Annotated in this window: 20 protein-coding genes; 11 read left to right on the forward strand and 9 right to left on the reverse strand. The window is 64.0% G+C overall.

Annotated features, from left to right (window positions below):
- The 7 genes from K728_RS0105320 to serA all read left to right on the forward strand — a co-directional run.
- Nucleotides 1–395 (forward strand): HNH endonuclease signature motif containing protein (locus tag K728_RS0105320; protein WP_024476077.1); only part of this gene is annotated, 395 nt, incomplete at its 5' end.
- Between the two features lie 215 nt (nucleotides 396–610).
- Nucleotides 611–1,351, forward strand: coding sequence for a DUF6318 family protein (locus tag K728_RS0105325; RefSeq protein ID WP_024476078.1), 741 nt, complete (start codon nucleotides 611–613; stop codon nucleotides 1,349–1,351).
- A complete protein-coding gene (locus K728_RS20060; protein ID WP_024476079.1) occupies nucleotides 1,352–2,296 on the forward strand; it encodes a PKD domain-containing protein in 945 nt (314 codons plus the stop codon).
- A 305-nt stretch (nucleotides 2,297–2,601) separates the two neighbouring features.
- On the forward strand, nucleotides 2,602–4,491 hold the full coding sequence (locus K728_RS0105335) for an acetolactate synthase large subunit (RefSeq protein ID WP_024476080.1): 1,890 nt from the start codon (nucleotides 2,602–2,604) through the stop codon (nucleotides 4,489–4,491).
- A gap of 1 nt (nucleotide 4,492) precedes the next feature.
- Nucleotides 4,493–5,005: an acetolactate synthase small subunit gene (ilvN, locus tag K728_RS0105340; protein ID WP_019483047.1), complete on the forward strand. Its 513-nt coding sequence runs from the start codon at nucleotides 4,493–4,495 to the stop codon at nucleotides 5,003–5,005.
- Between the two features lie 71 nt (nucleotides 5,006–5,076).
- Entirely contained in the window at nucleotides 5,077–6,102 is a 1,026-nt protein-coding gene (ilvC, locus tag K728_RS0105345; RefSeq protein ID WP_024476081.1) for a ketol-acid reductoisomerase, read from the forward strand.
- A gap of 189 nt (nucleotides 6,103–6,291) precedes the next feature.
- Complete coding sequence (gene serA, locus K728_RS0105350; RefSeq protein WP_024476082.1) at nucleotides 6,292–7,884, forward strand: phosphoglycerate dehydrogenase; 1,593 nt, start codon at nucleotides 6,292–6,294, stop codon at nucleotides 7,882–7,884.
- On the opposite strand, the gene K728_RS0105355 is transcribed toward serA, so the two are convergent.
- A complete protein-coding gene (locus tag K728_RS0105355) occupies nucleotides 7,881–8,636 on the reverse strand; it encodes a DNA alkylation repair protein (RefSeq protein WP_024476083.1) in 756 nt (251 codons plus the stop codon). The genes serA and K728_RS0105355 overlap by 4 nt on opposite strands.
- Before the next feature lie 72 nt (nucleotides 8,637–8,708).
- Between K728_RS0105355 and metG the strand changes: the two genes are divergently transcribed.
- A complete protein-coding gene (metG, locus tag K728_RS0105360; protein WP_024476084.1) occupies nucleotides 8,709–10,280 on the forward strand; it encodes a methionine--tRNA ligase in 1,572 nt (523 codons plus the stop codon).
- 98 nt (nucleotides 10,281–10,378) lie between these two features.
- Here the strand turns inward: metG and K728_RS0105365 are convergent, their stop codons facing one another.
- The 5 genes from K728_RS0105365 to K728_RS0105385 all read right to left on the reverse strand — a co-directional run bounded on the left by K728_RS0105365 (nucleotide 10,379) and on the right by K728_RS0105385 (nucleotide 16,406).
- Entirely contained in the window at nucleotides 10,379–10,912 is a 534-nt protein-coding gene (locus K728_RS0105365) for a hypothetical protein (protein WP_024476085.1), read from the reverse strand.
- Nucleotides 10,913–11,017: 105 nt separating this feature from the next.
- A complete protein-coding gene (locus K728_RS0105370) occupies nucleotides 11,018–13,540 on the reverse strand; it encodes an FtsX-like permease family protein (protein WP_024476086.1) in 2,523 nt (840 codons plus the stop codon).
- Between the two features lie 3 nt (nucleotides 13,541–13,543).
- Nucleotides 13,544–14,320 carry an ABC transporter ATP-binding protein gene (locus K728_RS0105375; protein ID WP_024476087.1) on the reverse strand — a complete coding sequence of 259 codons (777 nt, stop codon included), beginning with the start codon at nucleotides 14,318–14,320 and terminating at the stop codon, nucleotides 13,544–13,546.
- A gap of 119 nt (nucleotides 14,321–14,439) precedes the next feature.
- Nucleotides 14,440–15,210 carry a response regulator gene (locus K728_RS0105380; RefSeq protein WP_443110928.1) on the reverse strand — a complete coding sequence of 257 codons (771 nt, stop codon included), beginning with the start codon at nucleotides 15,208–15,210 and terminating at the stop codon, nucleotides 14,440–14,442.
- Complete coding sequence (locus K728_RS0105385) at nucleotides 15,207–16,406, reverse strand: sensor histidine kinase (protein WP_024476089.1); 1,200 nt, start codon at nucleotides 16,404–16,406, stop codon at nucleotides 15,207–15,209. The genes K728_RS0105380 and K728_RS0105385 overlap by 4 nt, the downstream gene beginning before the upstream one ends.
- Nucleotides 16,407–16,540: 134 nt before the next feature.
- Here K728_RS0105385 and K728_RS0105390 point away from each other — a divergent pair, with 134 nt between their 5' ends.
- Both K728_RS0105390 and K728_RS0105395 read left to right on the forward strand, forming a co-directional pair.
- Nucleotides 16,541–17,602: a 3-isopropylmalate dehydrogenase gene (locus tag K728_RS0105390; protein ID WP_024476090.1), complete on the forward strand. Its 1,062-nt coding sequence runs from the start codon at nucleotides 16,541–16,543 to the stop codon at nucleotides 17,600–17,602.
- An 11-nt stretch (nucleotides 17,603–17,613) separates the two neighbouring features.
- On the forward strand, nucleotides 17,614–18,720 hold the full coding sequence (locus K728_RS0105395) for a branched-chain amino acid aminotransferase (protein ID WP_024476091.1): 1,107 nt from the start codon (nucleotides 17,614–17,616) through the stop codon (nucleotides 18,718–18,720).
- A gap of 66 nt (nucleotides 18,721–18,786) precedes the next feature.
- Here K728_RS0105395 and K728_RS0105400 read toward each other — a convergent pair whose 3' ends face one another.
- Genes K728_RS0105400 through K728_RS0105410 form a run of 3 tightly spaced genes read right to left on the reverse strand, consistent with a single transcriptional unit; the run spans nucleotide 18,787 to nucleotide 23,077 of the window.
- Nucleotides 18,787–20,325 (reverse strand): putative bifunctional diguanylate cyclase/phosphodiesterase, encoded by a 1,539-nt coding sequence (locus K728_RS0105400; RefSeq protein WP_019483035.1) that lies wholly within the window; start codon nucleotides 20,323–20,325, stop codon nucleotides 18,787–18,789.
- Nucleotides 20,318–20,695, reverse strand: a complete 378-nt coding sequence (locus K728_RS0105405) for an STAS/SEC14 domain-containing protein (RefSeq protein ID WP_019483034.1) — start codon at nucleotides 20,693–20,695, stop codon at nucleotides 20,318–20,320. The genes K728_RS0105400 and K728_RS0105405 overlap by 8 nt, the downstream gene beginning before the upstream one ends.
- Before the next feature lie 57 nt (nucleotides 20,696–20,752).
- A complete protein-coding gene (locus K728_RS0105410; RefSeq protein ID WP_050994955.1) occupies nucleotides 20,753–23,077 on the reverse strand; it encodes a glycosyltransferase family 2 protein in 2,325 nt (774 codons plus the stop codon).
- 256 nt (nucleotides 23,078–23,333) lie between these two features.
- On the opposite strand from K728_RS0105410, the gene K728_RS0105415 reads away from it, so the two are divergent.
- A complete protein-coding gene (locus K728_RS0105415; RefSeq protein WP_024476092.1) occupies nucleotides 23,334–24,959 on the forward strand; it encodes a carbohydrate-binding protein in 1,626 nt (541 codons plus the stop codon).
- The last annotated feature ends 17 nt before the right edge of the window (nucleotides 24,960–24,976 follow it).

Consider the following 24,976-nt stretch of genomic DNA (forward strand, 5'->3'; position numbering starts at 1 on the left):
AGCTCGCCGGGCACGCACCATCGTTCACCAGGATCCTCACCCACCCCTTTACCGGGGCCAGGTTAGGAGCTGATGCGACCACGTACCGGGTCCCGCAGGACCTGAAGGATGCGGTCCGGATCAGGGACGGGACGTGTCGGCATCCGGGATGTAACCGGTTGGCGGTGTTCTGCGAACTCGACCACACCACCCCCTGGTCCCAAGGCGGCAAGACCAGCTACGGGAATCTGGCGGCCCTGTGTAAACGCCACCACATGTTCAAAACCGAAGGCTACTGGCACTACCAACAACCCGACCCAGGGACCATCATCGCGATCTCGCCTGCCGGTGAAACCTACCTCACCACAGCCGACCCACCACCAGCACCACAACCCGACATACCTCCGCCCTTCTAGCCAAGTCAGTTCTCTCCAGTGCTGCCCAAGTGCCTCGATCTACTGAGACAGACCTGACCGCACAGCCAGGGGACTTCACCGTCGGTTCAGGAGCGTCAGTGCCCCCAGCCCCAGTTCATCCGCCACCGTCCGATGTGGCTTTCACCTTCGGGATTCTGGGGCCGGGGGAAGGTTCTAGGCTGAGATTGACGGCATTTTGGGTTGTGGATAACGGTTTGCAAATCTTTGGATTCGGTTATTCTGGTGTCTTCGATTGGTTCGACTCGCACCGTTTCTCGGGAGTCACAGTGCCACAGCCTCGCAGCACCTTCGGTTCGCGGCGTACGACCGCCGCGCTGGTCATGATCCTTGGTCTTTTGACGGCTGGGTGTCAGGGCGATCCCGGTGCGCCGGGGCCGTCAACTCCGGTCGTCACTACTTCGGCCGACACGTCGCCGAGCCCCTCCCAAGTCCCCACCATCACGGCACCCACCACGCCCGAGCCGAGCTCCGCATCGTCTGATGGCCCGGCGGCGAACATCCCGGTGCCGGAGAAGCCGCCCCTGGCCGATGAGAATTCGGTCGAGGGCCTTGAAGCCTTCACTGAGTACTGGATTGAACTCCTCAACTATGCGTACATCACCAACGATTGGGCTCCGCTTGAAGGAGTGACTGATCCCGGCTGTGACACCTGCACGGCTATCCAAAAATCAGTTCAGCGCGTGTATGGCGACGAAAGATGGATTAGGGGCGCGGAGATCGAGGTATTGAGCTTCTCGAGCGAGTTCGAGTTGAACACCGCAGGATCAGTCAGTTCGTTCGTTCAGAAACGTCAAGGTGAGGTCACCTACTTCAATCCTGATGGAAGCGAGCTGAGTACTGATCTACCCACAAAACCTGTGATCGACGTTGCGATCGCCCTCCACGAGGGTGATCGCTGGTTGATGCTGGACTACGGAAAGCCTGAGGGGACCTAGATGGGCCGAATTTTTGTTCGCGCCGTGAGCGCTAGCTTCACAGCGGTGTTGTTTACCGTGGGCGCTCTGGGAATCCCAGCAGTTGGGGCTGAGGAAGAACCGGAGTACGGGGTCCAGGTGGACAAAAACTCGTTCGAGGCCACCGGTGTCTCTAAGTCTGCGTCTGGTGGTCAGGATGCGGCCCTGGAAATGTCAGCTGAAAGAGTCCTACTTCCGGTGGATGACGGGGTGGATTACACGTATGAGCGGGTGTGTACTGCTGGGGCACAGGATTTTATGGACCCTGCTTATTGCGTGCAGTTGAATGCTCAGTGTGATGCGCAGGCGGATGGGGTGTTGGTGCAGTGGATTGAGGTGAATCGCAATGTTAGTCCGCCAACGCGGACCGCGACGGGTCGTAGTGGTTGTTTGTATCCGGGGGCCCCGCCGACCGCCCCGACGGCGGCGACGCTGGAAGAAGCCCCTATCGTCATTACGTTGACCGAGTTTGAGAGCCAACCGATTATCGCTGCCGGCGTGTTTTCGCAGCCGGACCATTTCGGGCTGCGGAATGCGCACAGCAATCTTTATGCCGTGGCGCAGGAACAGGAGTTCACGTTTGAGTTCCAGAACGCTCAGATTCGGCTTCGTGCGTGGCCAGTGTCGTATGAGTGGTCATATGGTGACGGTTCAAGCCTGGTCACCACCGATCCTGGGTCGGCGCTGCCCGGGGACGGCTTCGACGTTGAGACTTTAACTAGCCACAGGTATTCCGAAACGGGCGACTACCTGGTCGGGCTGGATACGCTCTTCGCTGGGGATTATTCGGTGGATGGTGGTCCGTGGTTGCCTGTTGCGGGTCAGGCAAGGGTTACTTCGGAGCCGCATTTGATGAGTATTTGGCGCAGTGAGCGGCATAGCGTGGCGGAGACCTGTTTGGAGAACCCACAAGGCATCGGATGCTGACCACAGGACGGCCCAAAAGCCAACCCAGTTAGTGTCCACTAACTGGACGACGTGTCCATATAGTGAGACGCCAGGTGTCGCCGTTTGACACCCCCAAAAGGTGAGTGGAAACTACAGATATGCAGTTCGAATCCGTAGTAGTCCTTCTTACCAAGCGCGTGGCCTAAAGCCCGACTGGTAACACTACGTCACGCGCAACCCCTCACGGAGCCAACCAGGCTGAGGGGTTTTTTTGTTCCCACCCGACGCAAAGCGCACGACACCCGCAGTACACGAGCAGTATCGATTCATCAAGGAAGTCACCAATGTCCAAGGGATCGCCCTCCAGCCCCACGCTGATGGCCAAACCAACCGCTCCGGCGGCCCCGGCGCGCAGCCACACCCGTGACTCAGTGCAAGCCGTCCAGCCCACTGCCGTCCGAGGCCCCAACACTGTAGTTCCGCCCACAGAGATGCTCGGATCGGAAGCGATCGTCCGCTCTCTCGAGGAGCTAGGCGTCGACGACATCTTCGGCCTTCCCGGCGGAGCCATCCTTCCGACTTACGATCCATTGCTCGCCTCCACAAAACTCCGGCACATCCTGGTGCGCCACGAGCAGGGCGCCGGGCACGCGGCCCAGGGCTATGCCATGGTGACCGGCCGGCCGGGTGTCTGCATCGTCACCTCCGGCCCCGGCGCCACCAACCTGGTCACCGCCATCGCCGACGCCCACATGGACTCCGTTCCGATGGTCATCATCACCGGCCAGGTCAACAGCGCAGTGATCGGCTCGGACGCGTTCCAGGAAGCCGACATCGTGGGCATCACCATGCCCATCACCAAGCACTCCTACCTGGTCACCAAGGCTGCCGACATCCCTCGGATCATTGCCGAGGCCTTTCACATCGCATCCACCGGCCGCCCCGGCCCGGTGCTCGTTGACATTTCCAAGGATGCGCAGCAGGCGACGACGACGTTTTCCTGGCCGCCCAAGATCGACCTGCCCGGCTACCGGACAGTGGTTCGCGGTCACTCGAAGCAGGTTCGCGAGGCAGCCCGGCTGATCAGCGAATCCCAGCGCCCGGTGTTCTACGTGGGTGGCGGTGTCATCAAAGCCCACGGTGCCGCTGAACTGTTGGAACTGGCTGAGCTTGTTGGCGCACCCGTAGTCACTACGCTGATGGCGCGCGGCGTGTTTCCCGATTCGCACCAGCAGCACGTCGGCATGCCCGGCATGCACGGCTCAGTGTCAGCCGTGACCGCGCTGCAGCAATCGGACCTGCTCATCACACTGGGCGCCCGGTTCGACGACCGGGTCACCGGTGTCTTGTCCACCTTCGCACCCGGTGCCAAGGTGATCCACGCGGACATTGACCCCGCCGAAATCTCCAAGAACCGCACCGCCGACGTTCCGATTGTCGGCTCGGTCAAGGAGATCATGCCCGAGCTCACCAATGCCCTGCGCGAGCAGTTCGCCGCCACCGGTGCGCCGAACATCGACGCCTGGTGGACCATGATCAACCGGCTCCGCGAGACCTATCCCATGGGCTACACCCAGCCCGACGACGGCCTGTCGGCACCGCAGCACGTGATCAAGCGGATCGGCGAGATGACCGGACCCGAAGGGGTTTACGCCGCAGGCGTGGGCCAGCACCAGATGTGGGCTGCACAGTTCATCAAATACGAGCGTCCGCACGCCTGGCTGAACTCCGGTGGCCTCGGCACCATGGGATACGCGGTGCCCGCAGCAATGGGTGCCAAGGTGGGTAATCCGGACCGGGTGGTCTGGGCGATCGACGGCGACGGCTGCTTCCAGATGACCAACCAGGAGCTGGCCACCTGTGTGATCAACAACATCCCCATCAAGGTGGCAGTCATCAACAATTCGTCCCTCGGGATGGTCCGCCAATGGCAGACTCTCTTCTATGAGGGCCGGTATTCGAACACTGACCTGAACACGGGTCATGACACCGCCCGGGTACCCGACTTTGTGAAGCTGGCCGACGCCTATGGGTGTGCGGGCCTCCGCTGCGAACGGGACGAAGACATCGATGCCACCATCGCGCAGGCGTTGGAGATCAACGACCGTCCGGTGGTCATCGACTTCGTTGTCAGCCGCGACTCAATGGTGTGGCCGATGGTCCCCTCGGGGGTCAGCAACGACCTCATCCAGATTGCCCGCAATATGACCCCAGACTGGGAGCAGGAGGACTAACATGGCTCGTCACACGCTTTCCGTTCTGGTGGAGGACGTTCCCGGCGTCCTGACCCGCGTCGCAAGTCTCTTTGCGCGCCGCGCGTTCAACATCAATTCTTTGGCAGTTGGCCCCACCGAGATCCAGGGTATGTCCCGGATCACGGTAGTGGTCGAGGCCGAGGGTGACCTGCTGGAGCAGGTCACCAAACAGCTGAACAAGCTCATCAACGTGATCAAGATTGTTGAGCTGGTTCCCGATTCCTCCGTGCAGCGCGACCACATCCTGGTCAAGGTACGGGCAGATGCCGCAACACGGCTGCAGGTAACCCAGGCAGCCGACCTGTTCCGCGCATCGGTGGTCGACGTTTCAACCGACGCCCTGATCATCGAAGCCACCGGCACCGCCGAAAAGCTCACAGCACTCCTGTCAGTGCTGGAGCCGTTCGGGATCCGCGAAATTGTTCAGTCAGGAACCCTGGCCGTTGGCCGCGGGGCAAAGTCCATGAGCGACCGCGCCCTACGCAGCGCCTGACACCTAGCGGCAGTTCCACCCAAAAGACCACAAGCTGGACTCCAGCAAGAAAACACACAGGAGAAAACCAAGTGACTGAGTTGTTCTACGACGACGATGCAGACCTTTCAATCATCCAGGGCCGCACCGTGGCTGTTATTGGCTATGGCAGCCAGGGGCACGCGCACGCGCTGAGCCTCCGCGACTCCGGCGTCGACGTCCGTGTTGGCCTCAAAGAAGGCTCGAAGTCCCGCGCCAAGGCGGAAGCCGAGGGTCTTCGCGTGCTGAGCGTCGCTGACGCCACCGCCGAGGCCGACCTCATCATGGTTCTCACCCCGGACCAGGTGCAGCGCCACGTGTACGCGGAGGACATTGCCCCCAACCTGCAGGCCGGCGACGCCCTGTTCTTCGGCCACGGTTTCAACGTCCGCTACGGCTACATCAAGGCGCCCGCCGACGTCGACGTCGCTCTGGTCGCGCCCAAGGGCCCCGGCCACATCGTGCGCCGCGAGTTTGAAGCCGGCCGAGGTGTCCCCGATCTGATCGCCGTCGAGCAGAACCCGTCCGGCAAGGCCCGCGAACTGGCGCTGTCCTACGCCAAGGCCATCGGCGGCACCCGCGCCGGAGTCATCGAGACCACCTTCACCGAGGAAACCGAAACCGATCTCTTCGGCGAGCAGGCAGTCCTCTGCGGTGGCGCATCACAGCTCATCCAGTACGGTTTCGAAACCCTGACCGAGGCCGGCTACAAGCCGGAGGTCGCCTACTTCGAGGTCCTGCACGAGCTGAAACTGATCGTCGACCTGATGGTTGAAGGCGGCATCGCCAAGCAGCGCTGGAGCGTTTCCGACACGGCCGAGTACGGCGACTACGTCTCCGGCCCCCGCGTCATCGACCCCTCGGTGAAGGAAAACATGAAGGCTGTCCTCGCCGACATCCAGAACGGTGCCTTCGCCAAGCGCTTCATCGACGACCAGGACAACGGCGGCAAGGAATTTGCCGAGCTGCGCAAGAAGGGTGAGGACCACCCGATCGAGTCCACCGGCCGCGAACTGCGGAAGCTCTTCTCCTGGATCAAGACGAACGACGACTACAACGAGGGCTCAGTAGCCCGCTAGATACGGTCGTTTCCTCGACACAGCAACAGCACTCGGCCAGGGCCCTTCGGAGTCCTGGCCGAGTGCTGCGCTGTGGCGTCGTCCGGTCCGCTGAGTAACAAAGCGGGCCCGGGCGCACCGCCCATTTAGACTTGCCACATCCCCCCGAATTGTCTAACTCACACAGCACAGCAGCGAAGGATCACCCCCGTGACCAGCAAACCCGTAGTTCTCCTTGCCGAAGAGCTGTCCCCAGCCACTGTTGAGGCCTTGGGCCCCGACTTTGAGATCCGGCAGACCGACGGTTCGGATCGGGCCCAGCTGCTCGCCGCAATTGTCGACGTCGACGCCATCCTCGTCCGCTCCGCCACCCAGGTGGATGCCGAAGCCATCGCCGCAGCGCCGAACCTGAAGGTCATTGCCCGCGCCGGCGTCGGCCTGGACAACGTCGACATCAAAGCCGCCACGCAGGCGGGCGTTATGGTGGTCAACGCGCCCACCTCCAACATCATCTCCGCCGCCGAGCTGACCGTCGGCCACATCCTCAGCCTCGCCCGCCACATCCCGCAGGCCAGCGCAGCGCTCAAGGGCGGCGAGTGGAAGCGTTCCAAGTACTCGGGCATCGAACTGTACGAGAAGAAGGTCGGCATCATCGGTCTCGGGCGCATCGGCGCCCTCGTCGCGGCCCGCCTGCAGGGTTTCGATACCGAAATCCTCGCCTACGATCCGTACATCACCTCGGCCCGCGCCGCCCAGCTCGGCGTCCAGCTCGTCACCCTGGACGAGCTCCTTGAACAGTCAGACTTCATCACCATCCACATGCCGAAAACCCCCGAGACGCTGGGCATGCTTGGCGAGGCCGCTTTCAAGAAGATGAAAACCTCGGCTTACGTCGTCAACGTGGCCCGCGGAGGCCTCGTGGACGAGGCAGCGCTGTTCACCGCGTTGCAGTCCAACGAGATTGCCGGCGCCGGCGTCGACGTTTTCGTCACCGAGCCCAGCACCGACCTGCCGTTCTTTACCCTCGACAACGTGGTGGTCACCCCGCACCTTGGGGCGTCCACCGATGAGGCGCAGGAAAAGGCCGGCGTATCGGTTGCCAAGTCGGTCCGCCTCGCCCTGGCTGGTGAACTGGTGCCCGACGCCGTGAACGTGGCCGGCGGCGTCATCGCACCTGAGGTGCGCCCGGGAATCCCGCTGATCGAGAAGCTGGGCCGGATCTTCACCGCGCTGACCCACGATTCGCTCACCCAGATCGAGGTCGAGGTCGCCGGCGAGATCGCCTCCCTGGATGTGAAGGCGCTGGAGCTCGCAGCCCTCAAGGGGGTCTTCACCGATATCGTCTCCGAGCAGGTTTCCTACGTGAACGCTCCGATCCTCGCCGAACAGCGGGGCATCAACACCCGGCTGGTCACCACCCCCGAATCGGAGGAGTACCGCAACGTGCTCACCATCAGGGGCGCGCTGTCGGACGGATCGCAGATCTCGGTAGCGGGCACCCTGACCGGCCCCAAGCAGATCGAGAAGCTGGTGGGCGTCAACGGCTACGACCTGGAAATCCCGATCAGCGAGCACCTGCTGGTCCTGCTGTACCAGGACCGTCCCGGCGTGATTGGTACCCTCGGTCGCCTGCTGGGGGAGAAGGAAATCAACATTGCCGGCATGCAGGTGGCCCGCAACACTGAGGGCGGCCAGGCCCTCTCCCTGTTGACCGTCGACAGCGCGGTTCCGCAGGACGTGCTTGACGCACTCAAGGAAGCGATCGGCGCGACGGTGGCACGCGAAGTGGATCTGCAGAGCTAGCCACCCAAATGCTTCAGGGCCTCTCTCCGCGACAGCGGCGAGAGGCCCTTTTCGTTGTCCTGAACGAAGGCCAGCACCCAGCCGGGGTCCGTCTTCGCATATTCCCTCAGCGCCCACCCGATCGCTTTGCGGATAAAGAATTCCTTGCCGTAAAGACTGTCCTCAAGGTTCACCCCGACGACGTCGGCCAGCAGCTCAGCGTTGGTTTCCCCCTTGCTGGGGAGCTGGCACAGGATCGCCGTCCGGCGTACCCAGAGGTGGCTGTCGCGGGCCCAGGACCGCATCAGCGGCGTCACGGTTTCCGGCGCGGCCCGCAGGATAGGTCCCACACCGCGACTAGCAATCACGTCGATGAAGTCCCACCAGGCGCCGGTCTCCACCAGTTGGCGGTACAGCGTGAGGGTCTGCTCATCCTGATAGCCGCTGTAGCGGCGGTGGGTCAGAAGCGCGACGGCGGCGTACCGTTCCTCCCGAAAAGTTGCCCCGTCCCACAGTTGGCGGACCGCCCACTCCCACTGGGCCCGGTCCGGAAGCGGGTACGCAGTGAAGACTTCCCGGCAGATCACTTTGAGCGGCTGGGACGACACCCCGAGATAGGGCATCGCGGATTTCATGTACGCCTGCATCCGGGGCGCCTTCGCGGGGTCGGCAACGGTTCGCAGCCGGTCGCGTACGGCAGCGACCAACTGTGTTGCTTCAGACGCCGGCCCGGGGGCGGAACCGTCGTCGTCGTGCGCCAGATCAGGGACCATGCCAGGGACGTTACCAGCGGGCTGCCCGGTCACGAAGCGACAAGGGACAGGAAAACAGGGTAATTTCTTTAGGTGACATCCACAGAGCAGCTGCCCCCGTATTACCTCACCACCGCGATCTCCTACCCCAACGGGATCCCGCACATCGGCCACGCCTATGAGGCGATCGCCACCGATGCACTGGCCCGGTTCAAGCGCCTCGACGGCTACGACGTGATGTTCCTGACCGGCACCGACGAGCACGGCCTGAAGATGCAGCAGACCGCCGACCGCGAAGGCATCCCCGTCCGGGACCTGGCCACCCGCAACGCCCAGGCGTTCCAGGCCATGAACGACGACGTCGGCAGCTCCTATGACCGTTTCATCCGCACCACTGACGCCGACCACTACGCCGCTGCCTCCGCCATCTGGAAGCTGATGGAAGCCCGCGGCGACATCTACCTGGACAAGTACGCTGGCTGGTATTCGGTGCGGGACGAGGCGTTCCACAGCGAGGACGACACCGAGGTGCGCGACGACGGCGTCCGCTACGCCACCGAAACCGACACCGAGGTGACCTGGACGGAAGAGGAAAGCTATTTCTTCCGCCTTTCCGCCTACCAGGACAAGCTCCTTGCCCTGTACTCCGACCAGCCCGAGTTCGGTGCGCCCCAGTCGCGCTTCAATGAGGTCATCAGCTTCGTGAAGCGCGGCCTGGAGGACCTGTCCATCAGCCGCACCACCTTCGACTGGGGAGTGCCGGTTCCCGGAAACAAAGACCACGTGATGTACGTCTGGGTGGACGCGCTCACCAACTACCTCACCGGCGTCGGGTTCCCCGATACCGAGTCGGAACGCTTCAAAAAGTACTGGCCAGCCGACGTTCACGTTATCGGCAAGGACATTTCACGTTTCCACGCCATCTACTGGCCTGCGTTCCTGATGTCCGCAGGGCTCGAGCTGCCGAAACGGATCATGATCCACGGATTCCTGTTCAACAAGGGCGTGAAGATGTCCAAGTCGCTGGGCAACACGGTCGCGCCGAAGGACTGGGTGGAGCAGTACGGCCTTGACCAGGTCCGCTTCTTCCTGCTGCGTGAGGTGCCCTTCGGTGCTGACGGGTCCTACAGCCATGAGGCGATCGTGGGCCGGATGAACTCCGACCTCGCCAACAACCTGGGCAACCTTGCCCAGCGTTCATTGTCGATGGTGGCCAAGAACTGCGACGCGCAGGTGCCCTCGCCGTCGTCGTTCGCGCCAGCCGACGAGGCGATCCTGGCGCAGGCCAACGCGCTCCTGGAGTCGTCCCGTACCGCGTTCGACCGGCAGGAATTCTCCCGCGCGCTGGAACTGAGCTGGGGAGTGCTGGGCGACACGAACGCGTACTTCGCCGACCAGCAGCCCTGGGTGCTCCGGAAGACCGACCCCGAGCGCATGAACACGGTGCTGTACGTGACGCTGGAGGTGCTCCGGATCGTCTCGATCCTCGCCCAGCCGGTCATGCCCGACGGCGCCGGACGGCTCCTCTCGGCGCTGGGCCAGGGCACCGGGCCCGACGACGTCGCCCGCCAGTTCAACGCAATCGCCACGCCGCTGGTGGCCGGCACGGCGTTGCCGGCACCCGCGCCGATCTTCCCGAAGTACGAGGAGCCGGCCGAGGGCTAACCTCGTCGAACAGCGAGAGCTGACGACTCGCACGAGCTTTGGGGCGGGTTTAGCGGGCCGCCAGCTCTCGCGTCTCGGCGGGTTTGTTTGGCAGGCGGCTAGTGGTCGCCGGAGAGAAAACGCTCGGGCGCCGTCTCCCGCATCACGTGCGCGAGTTGTTCCTGCTGTTTGCGGGCCCGATCGGCCAGGTGGCGTAGCTGTTCGGCGTCCAGCTCGGTCGAGCCAGCCTCGGTGAGGGCGCCCAGGGTTTCCCACATGCATTCCTTGCCGCGGACGATGCTCTGCAGCGCCTCAAGTTCCAGCTGTGCGCCGCTGCCCTTGTCCGAGCGGCGGAGGTTCAGGGGATTGATTTTGCTCAGCTGCGCGCCAACCTGTGCGATGACCATCTTGACCTTGCTCGGCGTGTAGCCGAGGGAGCTGATGATCTGCGCGAGTTCGTCCCGTTCGCCCGAGATCTCCTTGGTCAGCGAGGCGAAGGTCTGCTCATGCTTGGTGCCGCGCCAGGATTCCTGGGCCGTCGAAAACAGTTTCACTCCGGAAGCAGATGCCACCAGGTGGTCATCCAGGTAGGCCGACAGCCTGCTGGAATCGGTCGGATTCGAGTTGCTGCGGGGAGCCGGGGAGTGATCCATGGGTAAACCTTTCGAACGGAACCTGCAAAGAATGATGACCCCCATCTTCGCAGGTTCCGCCCGGCTTGGCCCGGCTCGGCACACCCGGGATTTACGCCGTCAGGGTCACGCCGTCGCGAGTCCCTCGACCGGTGACAGCCGAGCCGCCCGGCGGGCCGGCAGTACCGACGCCAACAGTGCGGCGACGACGGCGACGGCGACCACCCCCACCAGCTGTGCCCAGGGGATCGACGGCGTGACCGGGGTGATTGCACCAAGCGCCGACTGCACGCCCAGCCACCCATACACCACCCCGAGCAGGCACCCGAAGGCAGCAGCGACGCCGGCAATGAGGACCGCCTCGACGGCGAGCATCCCGCGCAGCTGACCACGGGTCAGGCCCAGCGCGCGCAACAGGGCTGATTCCCTGGTGCGTTCGAGCACCGACAGCGACAGTGTGTTCGCGACGCCGATCAGCGCAATCAACACTGCGACGGCCAGCAGCGCCGTGACCACCAGCAGGATGACGTCGATGATCTCGTTGAAGGAGACCCGTTCAATAGCAGCGCCATTGACCTGATATTCGGAAACCCTCAGCGCCTCGACAATCTCGGACCGCAGCCCAGTCACTCCGGCAGCATCAAGTGAGTCATCGAGTTTCAGCCACAGAACGCTCGTCTCATCGCCCAATGCCGCAACGCCCGGCAGGGGAACCGCCCCGAGCGCCGCCGCCGTGGCCTCAGTGATGGCAGGAACGAAAATCCGGGTCTGGGCTTCCCGGACCGGGAGAGTGACGGATCCTGTCGCACCCTCGAGCGTCACCTCGGTGAGCCCGGAGTCCTGCGGCATGAACACCACGTCGTCCACCAGTTCAAGTCCAGCATTGCGAAGCACGGACTCCGCCTCGTCGGGGGAGATGGCGTAGACGGGCAGGGTGCCGGCTGCCTCGTCGGAGACAGCAGCGACCGACAGGGCCATCGCCGCTTCCACGCCCGCCAGCTGCTGAACTGTTGTCACGGCAGCGTCAGCAGCGGCAGCGTTTCCAACCTCCTGGACCGCGAGGTCCACCGGGTAATTGGCGCCGAGCTCGGCTTCAAACGCGGCCCGCGAGGTGTGGGCGCCGGCCATCATCATGGTCACCAGGGTGACGCCCACCAGCAGTGCGCTGGCGGTGGCAGTGGTCCGGGCCGGGTTGCGAACCGCATTGAGCGCCGCGAGCCTACCCGGCACTCCCAGCGGTGCCGCGAGCCGGCCGACGGCTGTCACGAGGGCAGGCAGGAACAGGGAGGCGCACAGCAGCACGCCCACAAAGGAGAACACACCGCCGGGTAACGCGATCAGCAGTGCCGATGAGACGGCGCCCACCCCGAGCAGTCCGGCGCCGAGCAGCACGAGCAGCAATCCAATGGCCAGCCGTATCCTGCCCTTGCGGGTCCCGGTCGTGGCGTCCTCGGCGGGACGTAGCGCCTCGAGGGGGGCGACTGCGGTCGCGGCCCGGGCCGGGACAAAAGCGGCGGCCAGGGTCATCGCGAGGCCGACGATGAGGCTCACCAGGATGGCCGAGACCGGGATGGCCAGGGTGGCGAACTCGGTACCCTCCTGCGCGGCTGCAACAGAGACGAGGGTAAACATCACTCCTGCGGCGAGGAGCACCCCGAGCACCGAGGACACGAGCCCCACCATAGCGGCTTCGAGCAGGACCGAGTGGCGGATCTGACGCCTCGAGGCGCCAATGCAGCGCAGCAGCGCAAGGTCACGGGTTCGCTGTGCCACCAGTACGGAGAACGTGTTGGAGATGACCAGCACGGTCACCAGGACGGCGACGACGGCGAAGGCCAGCAGGATCACCGTCAATTGGTCAGTCCCTCCCGAAAGAGCCGCCACATCTGCAGTCACCTGTTCGGCGCTGGTGCGAACCTCGGCCGAGACTCCTGCTGCTGCGAGCGCAGCTGTGGCATCGGCACTGACGGCTGAGGGATCGGCAGTTCCGAGGAGGGCCAGCTGGGCAGTGGTGGCCTGGGGCGGTTGCTCGCCGGGGGACAGGACGCTCAGGGTCTGCACCAGGTCCGGCGCCGCGTAGACCTGCGGCAGACCGGAGAGATAAGGGTCGGCCGAATCCTCAGTGATCCCCGTGAGCGTCACCGTGACGGTCATGGGAGGGGGTGCGTAGCCGCCGACGGGCGAATAGTAGGACTGCTCCAGAGCGTAGGTGTCGCCCACCGTCATCCCCAGCTCGGCGGCCGACGTCTTGTCGATACTGATTCCCGAACCGTCGGCGGGGAGGGCCCCCTTGACCATGGTTGAGGTTTGAAGTTCAGTCGGGGCGGTGCTCAGGACGAATACGTCCGCCGGCCCCGAAGGAAGCTGCAGCGCCGAGAGGGTCCGTTGCGCGGCGTGGACGGCCGACACCCCGTCAATACCGGACAGCAGTTGCTCGGTTTCCAGCGCCGACTTACCGCCGTCGCCGACGGTGACCACCAGGTCAGCCTTCGCGTAGGTGGCCCCGATGCTTTGTTGAAGGGTGGCCTGCGTAGTGCCAGAGACCATCAAGGTCGCGGCCAGGAAGCCGACGCCGAGCATCACGGCCAGCCCCACCGCAACAAACCGCCTGGCGTGAATCCGGAGTTGGGCAAGTGCAACCTGCAGCATCGCCTAGGCCCCCAGTCCGGCGAGAGCCTGCGAGATGACGTCGGGTGTGCTGCGGTCCAGCTGACCCACCAATTCGCCGTCGTTCATCAGCAGGACGCTGTCGGCATAGGAAGCGGCCACGGGGTCGTGGGTCACCATGATGATGCTCTGCCCCATTTCCCGCGTACTGCGGCGCAGCAGGGAGAGCACCTCGGCGCCGGAGCGGGAATCGAGGTTGCCGGTGGGCTCATCGCCGAACAACACGTCGGGGCGGGTCAGAAGGGCGCGGGCCACCGCCACCCGCTGCTGCTGGCCACCGGACAGCTCATGCGGCCGGTGCCTGAGCCGGTCGGCCAAGCCCAGGGTGGCACAGACCTCGGTCAGCCACTGACTGTCCACCGTGCCACCAGCAAGCGCCACCGGCAGGGTGATGTTTTGTTCGGCGGTCAGCGTGGGGATCAGGTTGTAGGCCTGGAACACGAAACCGATCCGGTCCCGCCGCAGCCGGGTCAGCTCATTGTCGGACAGCCCGGTGAGTTCGGTGTCCCCAATCCGGACGCGGCCGGAGTCAGCGGTGTCCAACCCTGCCAGGCAATGCATCAGGGTGGACTTGCCGGACCCCGAGGGGCCCATGATCGCCGTGAACCGGGCGCGTTCGAAGGTCACGCTGACCTCCTTCAGGGCGTGCACGCGGGTGTCGGCACGCCCATAGGTTTTGGAAAGCGAGTCGGCTGACGCGGCCGGCTGGGAGGCAGCGGACGACGTCGAAGGGTGGTCGGCGGTGTTGGCGGAAATTCTCATGCTTCAACGCTAGGGCGGCAGTCTTCGTGGCGGATCAGCCTACGGTCCGGTCTCCGCTGCTGCCTTCCTCATCCCGCGGGATGAGTCATCCCAGTGCTCCGGGACGAGGAGGTTCAGGGCTAGGGGTGCACCACGCCGGTTTCATAGGCGATCAGCACAGCCTGCACCCGGTCCCGGGCCTGCAGCTTCGCCAGAATATGGCCCACATGGGTTTTCACTGTCGCTTCGGACAGGTAGAGGCTGCCGGCAATCTCGGGGTTGGACAGGCCTCGCGCGATCAGTCCGAAGACCTCCCGCTCACGCGCCGTCAGGGACTTGACCGACTCGGCGTTGGCGCCCGCAGCGGGGGAGGACCGGCGCAGCATCGGAGCCACATGATCCAGCAGCCGCCGGGTGGTGGAGGGAGCAATCACCGCGTCACCGCGATACACGGTGCGGATCGCCTCAAGCAGTTCCTCCGGCGGCGCATCCTTGAGCAGGAAGCCGCTCGCACCCGCCTGGATCGCGGCCAGTGCGTACTCGTCGAGATCAAAGGTGGTCAGAACCACAATCTTCGGACCGGTCCGTTCCGCCGCCCCGGTCAGGCGCGACGCCTGCTCCAGGATGCGGCGGGTTGCCTCGATGCCGTCCATTCCGGGCATCCGGACGTCCATCAGCACCACGTCGGCACTGGTGGCGTTCAACGCGGCCACCGCTTCGGTCCCGTTTCCCGCCTCGCACACCACGCGCAGGTCGGGCTGGGAATTGATCAGCATGGTGAAGCCGCTGCGGACCAGCCGCTGGTCATCCACGAGAGCCACCCGGATGACCGGTTCGCCGGTCAGCTGGTCATCCGTCAGCTGGCAATCCGTCACTGGGTTATCCGTCACTGGGTAGTTTGTCACTGTCATGCTTCCGTGTAGGGGATGAATGCGGCGATGCGGTATCCGCCGCCAGCAGGGGCGACGGCGGTCAGCTCCCCGTCGTAGAGTCCGAGCCGTTCCTGCATGCCCTTGATGCCCTGCCCTGCGCCCGCAGAGGTGGGATCGGCGCTGGCTCCGCGACCGTCGTCGTCAATGGTGAGGTTCAGGCCCCGCGGGGTCCAGGCCAGGGCGACGACGGCGCGGGCGTCGGGACCCGCATGTTTCAGCACGTTGGTGAGGGACTCCTGGACCACGCGGTAGGCGGTCAGCTCGGCCCCGGCGGGGAGCTCACGTCGGCTGGTGCCGTCCACCGAATAGGCGGTGGTCAGCCCGGCATGCTGGACCGTTTCGATCAGGGCCCGGACATCTGCGAGGGTCGGGAGCGGCCGCGTCGATGTTTCCTCATCGCCACGCAGGACGCCCAGCAGGCGGCGCATCTCCCGAAGAGAGGCCCTGCCGGTGTCGGCGATGGTGCCGAGTGTCGCTGGCGCCACCGTGGGGTCCTGCACGCTCGCGTATCTGGCGCCGTCGGCCTGGGTGATGATGACCGAGAGGGAGTGGGCCACGATGTCGTGCATCTCACGGGCAATGTGACTGCGTTCGTCGGCGGCAGCCAGATCCCGTTCCTGCTGGCGCTCCACCTCAAGGCGTCGGGTGCGGTCTTCCAGGGCCTGCAGGGTGAGTCGGCGGTTGCGTGCCAGATCGCCGAATGCCCAGCACAGGAGAACCAGAGACTGGACCAGGACGGCGATCACGACGAACAGGGGAAGTGACGCGTCCCGCATCTCGAAGGGGCTGATTCCGAAGTAGGCGCTGTACCTGAGTAGACCGGCGAAACAGCCGACTGAAGCCACCGCAAGTCCGCCCAGACTCGCCCAGCGGGGAGCGTAGGCAGCCAGGGCATAGAGGGCTATCAGCACCGCCGCCTGAGCCGGAACTGGCATCACATAGAAGATGAGTTGCAGCACCGAGACGGCCGCGATCAGTCCCGCAGCGTGGACGGGCCGGGACCGCCGCCAGACGAGGGGAAGAACCAGCCCGGCTGCGGCGAGCATTTCGAGCGGTACGGCGGAGGAGAGCAGGGTTGGCCCGACGAGGATCACCAGCAGCACCGCCGTAATCGCCAGGTCCACGCGGCCCGGGTGGGCGCGCAGCACACGAGCGAGACGGTGGTGGAAGTCCATGGGAGTCAACTCTAGGCGGTGCTAATCCCCTAGACATCAGTCCCTGGGTGGAGACCACCCGGCGGCGAGCTGTCAGCGCATCTCACTAAGTGAGACGAGTTGTCCATCATATGAACCCTGAATAATCTGTTCCTATGAGCGAACCATCTTCAACAGTCCAGCTGGCAGTCATCCCGGGCGACGGAATCGGCCCTGAGGTCATCGCAGAAGCCGTCAAGGTACTCCACAGTGTCACCGCGAACCTCGACACCACTTTCGCCCTGACCGAATACCAGCTCGGTGCCGAACACTGGCTCGCATCAGGTGAGACCCTGCCCGATGAGACCCTCGCAAAGCTTCGCGAACACGACGCGATCCTCTTCGGTGCGGTCGGTGCTGCCCCGGGCGACACCCGCATCCCCTCGGGCATCATCGAACGCGAGATGCTGCTGAAGCTCCGGTTCTCCCTCGACCACTTCGTGAACCTGCGCCCCTCACGGCTCTACCCGGGCATCGCGAGCCCCCTCGCCGCACCCGGCGACATCGACTTCATTGTGGTCCGTGAAGGAACCGAGGGGCCCTACGCCGGTAACGGCGGCATTCTCCGCGGTGGCACCCCCCACGAAATTGCCACCGAAGTCTCCCTCAATACCGCCCACGGCGTGGAGCGGGTAGTCCGGGACGCGTTCCGCCGGGCCAATGACCGTCCCCGCCGCCACCTGACGCTCGTCCACAAGCACAATGTTCTTGTCTACTCAGGCCACCTGTGGCGCCGGACGGTCGAAGCGGTCGCCGCCGAATTCCCCGACGTCACCCACGATTACCTGCACGTTGACGCCGCCATGATCTTCCTGGTCACCGACCCGGCGCGGTTCGACGTCATCGTCACCGACAACCTCTTCGGCGACATCATCACCGACCTCGCCGCGGCGATTACCGGCGGAATCGGGCTGGCAGCCTCGGGCAACATCAACATGGACCGCACCGCCCCGTCCATGTTCGAACCGGTTCATGGGTCGGCGCCGGACATCGCCGGGCAGCAGAAGGCCGATCCCACAGCGGCCATCCTGTCCGTCGCTTTGATGCTCCGCCACCTCGGGTTCGACGACGCCGCCGCGCGGGTTGAGCGCGCAGTGGACGACGACGTCGCCTCCCGTACCGGTGCGCCCCGTACTACGGCCGAAATCGGCGATGCGATCGCCGCTCTGGTGTCCTAAGCTGGTTAACCATGACAGCCACCGACCTGGAATTTAGCCAGCACCCCTCTGCCAACCCCAAATCCGATCAGGAACGGGCCGAGATTCTCGCGGACCCCGGGTTTGGAAACCACTTCACCGATCACACGGTTGTGGTCGATTTCAAGGCGGACACCACCGGTGCCGGCGGCTGGGGCAACGCGCGTCTGGAAGCCTACGGGCCTATCGCACTGGACCCGGCGGCAGCAGTGCTGCACTACGGTCAGGAGATCTTCGAGGGCATGAAGGCCTACCGTCACGAGGACGGATCGGTCTGGACGTTCCGGGCGGACCAGAACGCTGCGCGGCTGAACCGCTCTGCAGCACGGCTGGCCCTGCCACAGCTGCCCGAGAACATCTTCCTCGAATCCCTCCGCCAGCTGGTGGCGGCGGACCAGAACTGGATCCCCACCCGCGAAGGGGAGAGCCTGTACCTGCGGCCCTTCATGATCGCCACCGAGGCATTCCTAGGGGTACGGCCGGCACGGGAAGTATCTTTCCGCGTCATTGCCTCACCGGCCGGAAACTACTTCGGTGGGGAACTGGCGCCGGTCGACATCTGGGTCTCACGCAACTACGCGCGCGCAGGGCGTGGCGGCACCGGCAACGCGAAGTGCGGTGGCAACTATGCCGCGTCCCTCGCAGCGCAGCTGGAGGCCGAGGCCCAGGGCTGCAAGCAGGTCCTGTTCCTGGACCAGTTCAATGACAACGCCGTCGAGGAACTCGGCGGAATGAACGTCTTCTTCGTGTTCAAGGACGGCTCACTGGTCACGCCTGCGCTATCCGGGACCATCCTCGAAGGTGTCACCCGCTCATCGGTGATCCAGCTGGGCAAGGACCGCGGACTCACGGTCACCGAGCGGAAGATCACGCTCGATGAATGGCGTGATGGGGTGGCGTCCGGAGACATCACTGAAGTGTTTGCCTGCGGTACCGCCGCGGTTATCACCCCGATCGGTCAGCTGAAGGACGGTTCGGAAGTGATCGGTGCCCCTGATTCCAAGGCCGGTGCGGTCACCATGTCCATCAGGGAACAGCTGCTGGGCATCCAGACGGGTACTTCGCCTGACACCCACGGCTGGTTGACCCGCCTGGTCTAGCTCGCGACCATCCGATGGCCTCCACCCCGCAGCACGGGGGTGGGGGCCATTGTGGTGAGCCGGCCGCTAGGAGGCGAGGGGCAGCTTCGCTGAGGAACGCAGGAGGGCTGAGGTGTCCTCGACGGTCAACGGCTTACTGAAGTAGTAGCCCTGGCCCCCCACGCAGCCCATTTCCTTTAGCTTCTCGGCCTGCTCAAGGGTCTCGATTCCCTCGAACACTGCCTCCAGGCCCGCTGCCCGGATGAGTTGCAGAATCGCAGCAATGAAGCCGAACTGGATTGAACCGGTGGACAGCTCGCTGAGCAGTGAACGATCAACCTTCACCATGCTGACGGGAAGTTTCCGCAGGTAGCTGATGGATGAGTAACCGGTGCCGAAATCGTCGATCTCGATGCACACGCCAAGCTGTTTCAGGCTCAGGAGCGAATACGTTTCCACCTCGCCGCCCGTTACCAGAGCTGTTTCGGTGATTTCCAGTACCAGCGCGACGGGCGGGATGTCGAACCGGCGCAATAGCCCCCGCACATAGTCCACCAGGTCGAGCTGCTGCAGTTCGACAGCCGAAAGGTTCAGGCGTAGCTGGAAATCGTCGTCGAGCTCCATTTCCGCGCGCCACAGCGAGTACTGGCGGATCGCCGACGCCATCACCCACCGGTCCAGCTCGATCACCGCGCCGATTTCTTCGGCCAGCGGGATGAACTCATCCGGCATGATGAAACCGCGGGTGGGATGGTTCCAGCGAACCAGGGCTTCCAGGCCGAGCACCCGGCCGTCACGCAGGTCGACCACCGGCTGGTAGTGAAGGCTCAGCTGATCCGACCGGATGGCGTCGCGGAGCTCGGAGGCAATCTGACTTCTGAGCTGCCGCTGCAACAACATCACCGGTTCGAAGACCTTGATGGTGCTGCGGCCCTCCCGCTTGGCCACGTACATGGCGGTGTCCGCGTCCAGCAGGATGCTCTCGGGACTCTGGCCAGGCTCGGCCAGCCTGACCCCGATGCTGGCACGGGAAAAGACATGCAGTTCGTCCAGCGAGATGCGGTCGCCCAGGGCGGCAAGAGCGCGGTTGGCGATCCGGAGCGCGATTTCCAGGGTCGCTTCGGGGACCAGGATGGCAAATTCGTCCCCGCCCAGGCGGGCGACGGTATCGGTGTCCCGGATGACGCCGACCAGACGGTTGGCGACCTCCTGCAGAACCCGGTCGCCGGCGTCGTGCCCAAAACTGTCATTGACGTCCTTGAAGGAGTCAAGGTCCAGCAGGATCAGGGCCGGCGGCGTGGCATCACCATCGGCTGCCAGCTCATCCTCCAGTTTGGCGAGGAGCGCAATCCGGTTATCCAGCTGCGTCAGCGCGTCAGTCATGGCCATGGCGCGCATGTCCAGGTGCGCCTGGTGGAGCATCGCAGTGCGGCTCTCCACCCGATCCTCGAAGTCACGGTGCACCAGTTCAAGCTCTTCGGCGAGCAGGTTGAAGCCGGTGATAACGGCGTCGACGTCGTCCCGCGCCGCGGAGGGCTCCATCCGGGTGCTGAGATCGCCGCGGGAGAGCCGAACGATCCCATCGACCAGCATGGCCAGTCGGGGATCGGTTTCATTGTCAGGCATGCGGGCAACTACCTAACCAGGCCATTGCCTCGGACTCAGTGGTGAAAAAACGGGTGGGGCAGGGCGGCGGGTCACCGCCCAGTAAAAAGTTGGCCATAACGCGGTCCACGGGGGAGGCACCCAGCACGGCTATCGCTGAGGAAGTGCGGGAGCTGGTGAAGACTGCCCGTGCATCGCGGCTGATCGACCCGACCCCCGAGATCTCCAGCAGCACCGGTCGTAGACTGCCATTGGCGATCGACCGCGCGCGCGCAGCGTGCGTTTCAGCGATCTCACCGGTGATGTCCACGCCCTTCGGCATGACCAGCCGGATGACGTTGCCCGGGTGGCCTTCGCCTGATTGATCGCTCTGCACATTGATAGCCGACATGTTCCCCTTCACTTCGACTGCGACTGCCCTCCAACCAGGTAGGTAGCGGATTGACGGCTACCTCGAAGAAATGCGTCGGCGGCGGTCGTTTGATCCCCGGAGGTCACGGTTGAGGCGGCGGTCTCCGTGGTACAGGATGGAGGACCAATCTGCTTCTTCAGGTGACTTCTCAATAACCGGTGACTTCGTCTCGCGCTTCTTGCGAGGCGGTACGTAGAGCCAGTTTAGGACGCCGAGAACCATGTCCACAATTGAATTGTTTACCCCAATGTAGGCGCGAATTGCTCCAGCCGCCAGCACCGCGTTCAAAGCAGCGAATGCAGCGTTACCCCAGTTCCCCTGCTGCACATCGCGCCACAGGGTCAGGAGGGAGAACGCGACAATCGCGTAGGGGATGAACACGTAGAGGGCAGGGGCGGCGGTGCGGTCCTTGACCTTGGGCGTGCGAACAAACGGGATCTTCTCGCCGGTGAAGGCCTGCTGGATGGATTTCAGGACCCCGGCCAGGTTCACCGGAAGCAGCACAATATTGAAACCATAGATCCTGAAGATGTCGCTGAAGCGGTGCCCGCAATCGCGGAGATCGCTACCCATCGCGAGGAAGTACGGCATCGCGGTCATGAAGACCAATGGACTGAGGAGCCTGCTGTCGTAGGGGTACCCCAGGAGGAACAGCAGCCCGAAGCTCGCCCAGGCGATTGACGCCATGTAGTTGACCCGGAGCAGCACCTCGCGGACCAGGATCCGATCCCGGCGGTAGCGCCGGTCCTGCAGCTGGTTCCACAGCTTCGGAAGGATCAGCAGCCCGCCGTTGGCCCAGCGGCGTCGTTGGACCACCAGGGAGCCAAAATCCGGGGGAGTCGCGCTGTAGCTAAGGCGCTCTGGATAGTTGACCAGCGTCCACCCGTGGGCACCGAGGTCAACACTGGACTCGGTGTCCTCGATGACGGTGCGGTCCTGGATGTAGGTGTGGATCTCGAACCCGCCAACATCCTCGACTTCGAGAATGTCCATCAGCGCTTCCTTGCGGATCACGGCGTTGGCACCCACCCAGAAGGTGGCGCCGTAGTAGGACATGCCCTGGTGCAGGATGTGCTGGATGTCGGTGGTCGCGCCGGCGACTCGTTCAATTCGGGTCGGGGCTCCGCGGAAGGAGGAGTAGGGGGTCTGCGTTACTGCGACCCGCTCGTTTCCGGGGGACTCCAGCAGGTAGACCAGACGCAGGCAGTAGTCCCGGAGGAGTAGCGAATCCGCGTCGAGGGTCAGGAGGTACGTGGAATCTGGCACGTCCAGATCCACCTGGGCGGGGCCTTCGGCTGGGCGCAGGATGGTTCCGCTCGGGGACTCCTCGCGGTGCCACCGCTTCCCCATGAGGGAAATGTAGGAGTTGAGGTTCATCGCCTTGTTGGCTTCGTGGGACAACGAGGCGAACATCTTGCGTTCGAACGTTTCCAGCCGGGCGGTGAAGATGCGGCACAGCCGGAGGTACAGCTCAGTGACCCGGTCTTCGTTGGGCTGCTCGCCCTGCGCACGCGCTGCGGTGAGGCCGAGTACCGTCAGGCGGAGCTCCCGGGCGAGGCCCATCAGCACCAGGTCGACGAAGAACTCATCCACGTGGTCTTCAACCCGCTCGAGGGCCGCCATGTCTTCCAGCCAGGTGGCCGCTGCAATGTACTCGTTTGTGAGGACTTCGAGTTCGTCCACTCCGGTTGGGCCCGGCGACATAAGTCGTTCACGGTAGCTGGTCAACGCGTCGTTGAAACGGGTGGAGGGCTCAAGCAACTGGGACTCGATGCCCTCGGACAGCTCGCGGGTGATTTTCAGGCGTTCGGCCACCACCGGATCGGTGGGGTGCGGGGGGTCATCGAGGAGCAGGACAACGCGTAGGTCGGGAAACTCCTGGAGCGCAGCCGACCAGAGGGTTGCCCGCACCACTTGTGGCTCTTCGGCGTAGGACGGCACCAGGACGGTGATGCCCTCGTCGTAGTGGGCGAAGTGGCGGTCTAGCTCGCCGCGCGGCACCCGCTTGTGGTCCCGGAACCGGTACAGGGCACCCTGGCGTGCCACCAGGTACAGCAGGGCGGAGAAGGTGAGGAAGGTGACGACAATCAGGTACGACACCGCTTCGAACTGGAAACGGAAGCCGGCGGTGGGGTTGTCGATGAGCTGTCGCAGGATGGTGGTAACAACGTAGGAGCCCCACCCAACCATGGTGGCCACAATGGCCAGGCGGCCTAGCGCGATCTTTCGACGCGACGGCGTGGGATGAACGATGGAGAGCGGCTCGGACCGCTTCTCGGCACCCCACTGGCGCTTGCGCGCGGCCGGGACTGATTCTTTACTTTGTTGCTCAGAGGCAGCAGCCACTTTGTGATCCTTCATCTCGCTCCCCAGCGACTCGATTGCAGGATCGGACTTTGCCGCTCCCATCGCAGATGGCTTTCGCCTTTCCACCCGACGAGTGGGATGATCTACGATCATTGAGCGACCCCACGCAGCGGCGGTACGCCGGATGCAGTCGTCCTATGACGGTGCAACACTAGCACTACGATTCGACACTATAGTGTGTTAGTGACGTAACAGTTTACATTTCAACTTTCCCTCGGTTGGCGGGGGCCACGACCCTGGGGAGAACACATTGTCAAGGCACTTTCCGGGTCGGAAACTCTCGTTTGTTCGACTCGTGCTGGTGATCGGTGTCGTGGCAGCGGTGGTTGCCGGATCCGTCACCGGCTGGAGCCGGTTTGAGGACGCCCGGGCCGCCGAAGATAGCGGCTCCTGGTTCGCCGGCTACGTCGATGCGACTGCCACTCCGTTTTACGCCTTTGAACGCCCGCAGACCGAAGAGGGCGGCAGCATCGTTCTGTCGTTCGTCGTTGCCGACCCGGAAAGTCCCTGTGAACCATCCTGGGGTGCGGCGTACTCCTTTGATGAAGCCGAATCCACCATGGACCTGGATCGTCGGATCGCCCGTCTGCTGCAGAGCGGCGGGGAAGTGGCAGTGTCCTTCGGTGGTCTGCACAATGACGAGCTGGCTACCTCCTGCACCGACGTCAACGATCTGAAAGACGCTTACGCCTCAGTAGTCGAGCGGTACAATCTCTCCACGATCGACCTCGACGTCGAGGGCGAAAACCTGCTCGACACCGAAGCAGGGGAGCGTCGGGCTGAGGCTATCGCGCTGCTGCAGCAGGAACGGTTGGCGGCCGATGAGCCCCTGAACGTCTGGCTGACGTTACCGGTTGCTCCGACGGGCCTGACCGAGCCGGGGACCACCGCGGTCACCCAAATGCTCGAAGGCGGGGTGGACCTGGCCGGGGTGAACATCATGACCATGGACTTCGGTGAAAGCCGGCCCGAAACAATGAGCATGCTTGAAGCGTCGATTGCCGCCGCCGAAGCCACCCACTCACAGCTGTCCACTCTTTATGGCCGCGCTGATCTGCCACTCGGTCCGCAGGCGCTCTGGACCAAGCTCGGCCTCACCCCGATGATCGGCCAGAACGACGTCGTCAGCGAGGTGTTCTCGCTGGATCACGCTGCGGGTCTGAACGCCTTCGCCGTCGAAAAGGGTATTGGCCGGATGTCCATGTGGTCCCTGAACCGTGATGCCACCTGCAGCGACAACTACGCCGACGTGACTGTGGTCTCGGTTGGGTGCAGCGGAATTGACCAGGACGGCCAGAGCTTCGCGCAGCTTCTGGGCCAGGAGTTTGAGGGAACTTCCGAGACCATCGCCACCACTTCGGCCTCGCCCGAACCCACTCCGGAACTGGTCGAGGACAATCCCGAGACCAGCCCGTACCCTATCTGGTCCGAGGACGCCACCTACGTGGCCGAGCAGCGAGTGGTCTGGCATGGCAACGTGTATGTGGCCAAATGGTGGAACGAAGATTCCACACCGGACAACCCAGTGCTGCGAGCCGATGAGACGCCGTGGACGCTGATCGGGCCAGTTCTGCCGGGTGAAAAGCCAGTCTCCGCGCCAACCGTTCCCGCCGGAACCGTCGACGAATGGGATCCGGAAGAGGTGTATGAGAGCGGTGATCTCGTCAAGCTCGATAATCACGTGTTCGAATGCAAGTGGTGGAGCCAGGGCGACAGCCCGGAAGCTGCCCTGCAGGGTTCGGCTGGATCTCCGTGGGATCGGCTGTCAAACGACGACGTCACTGAGCTCCTCGAGGGTCTTGAGGATGAAGACGCCTCAGGGCCCACCCGGTCGGCAACACCCACCCCGACGGCAACTCGCAGCGAGTCCCCGTAAGGGCTGAAGCCTGGCTC

Source organism: Arthrobacter sp. CAL618, from assembly GCF_000468215.1.
GTDB lineage: Bacteria > Actinomycetota > Actinomycetes > Actinomycetales > Micrococcaceae > Arthrobacter_D.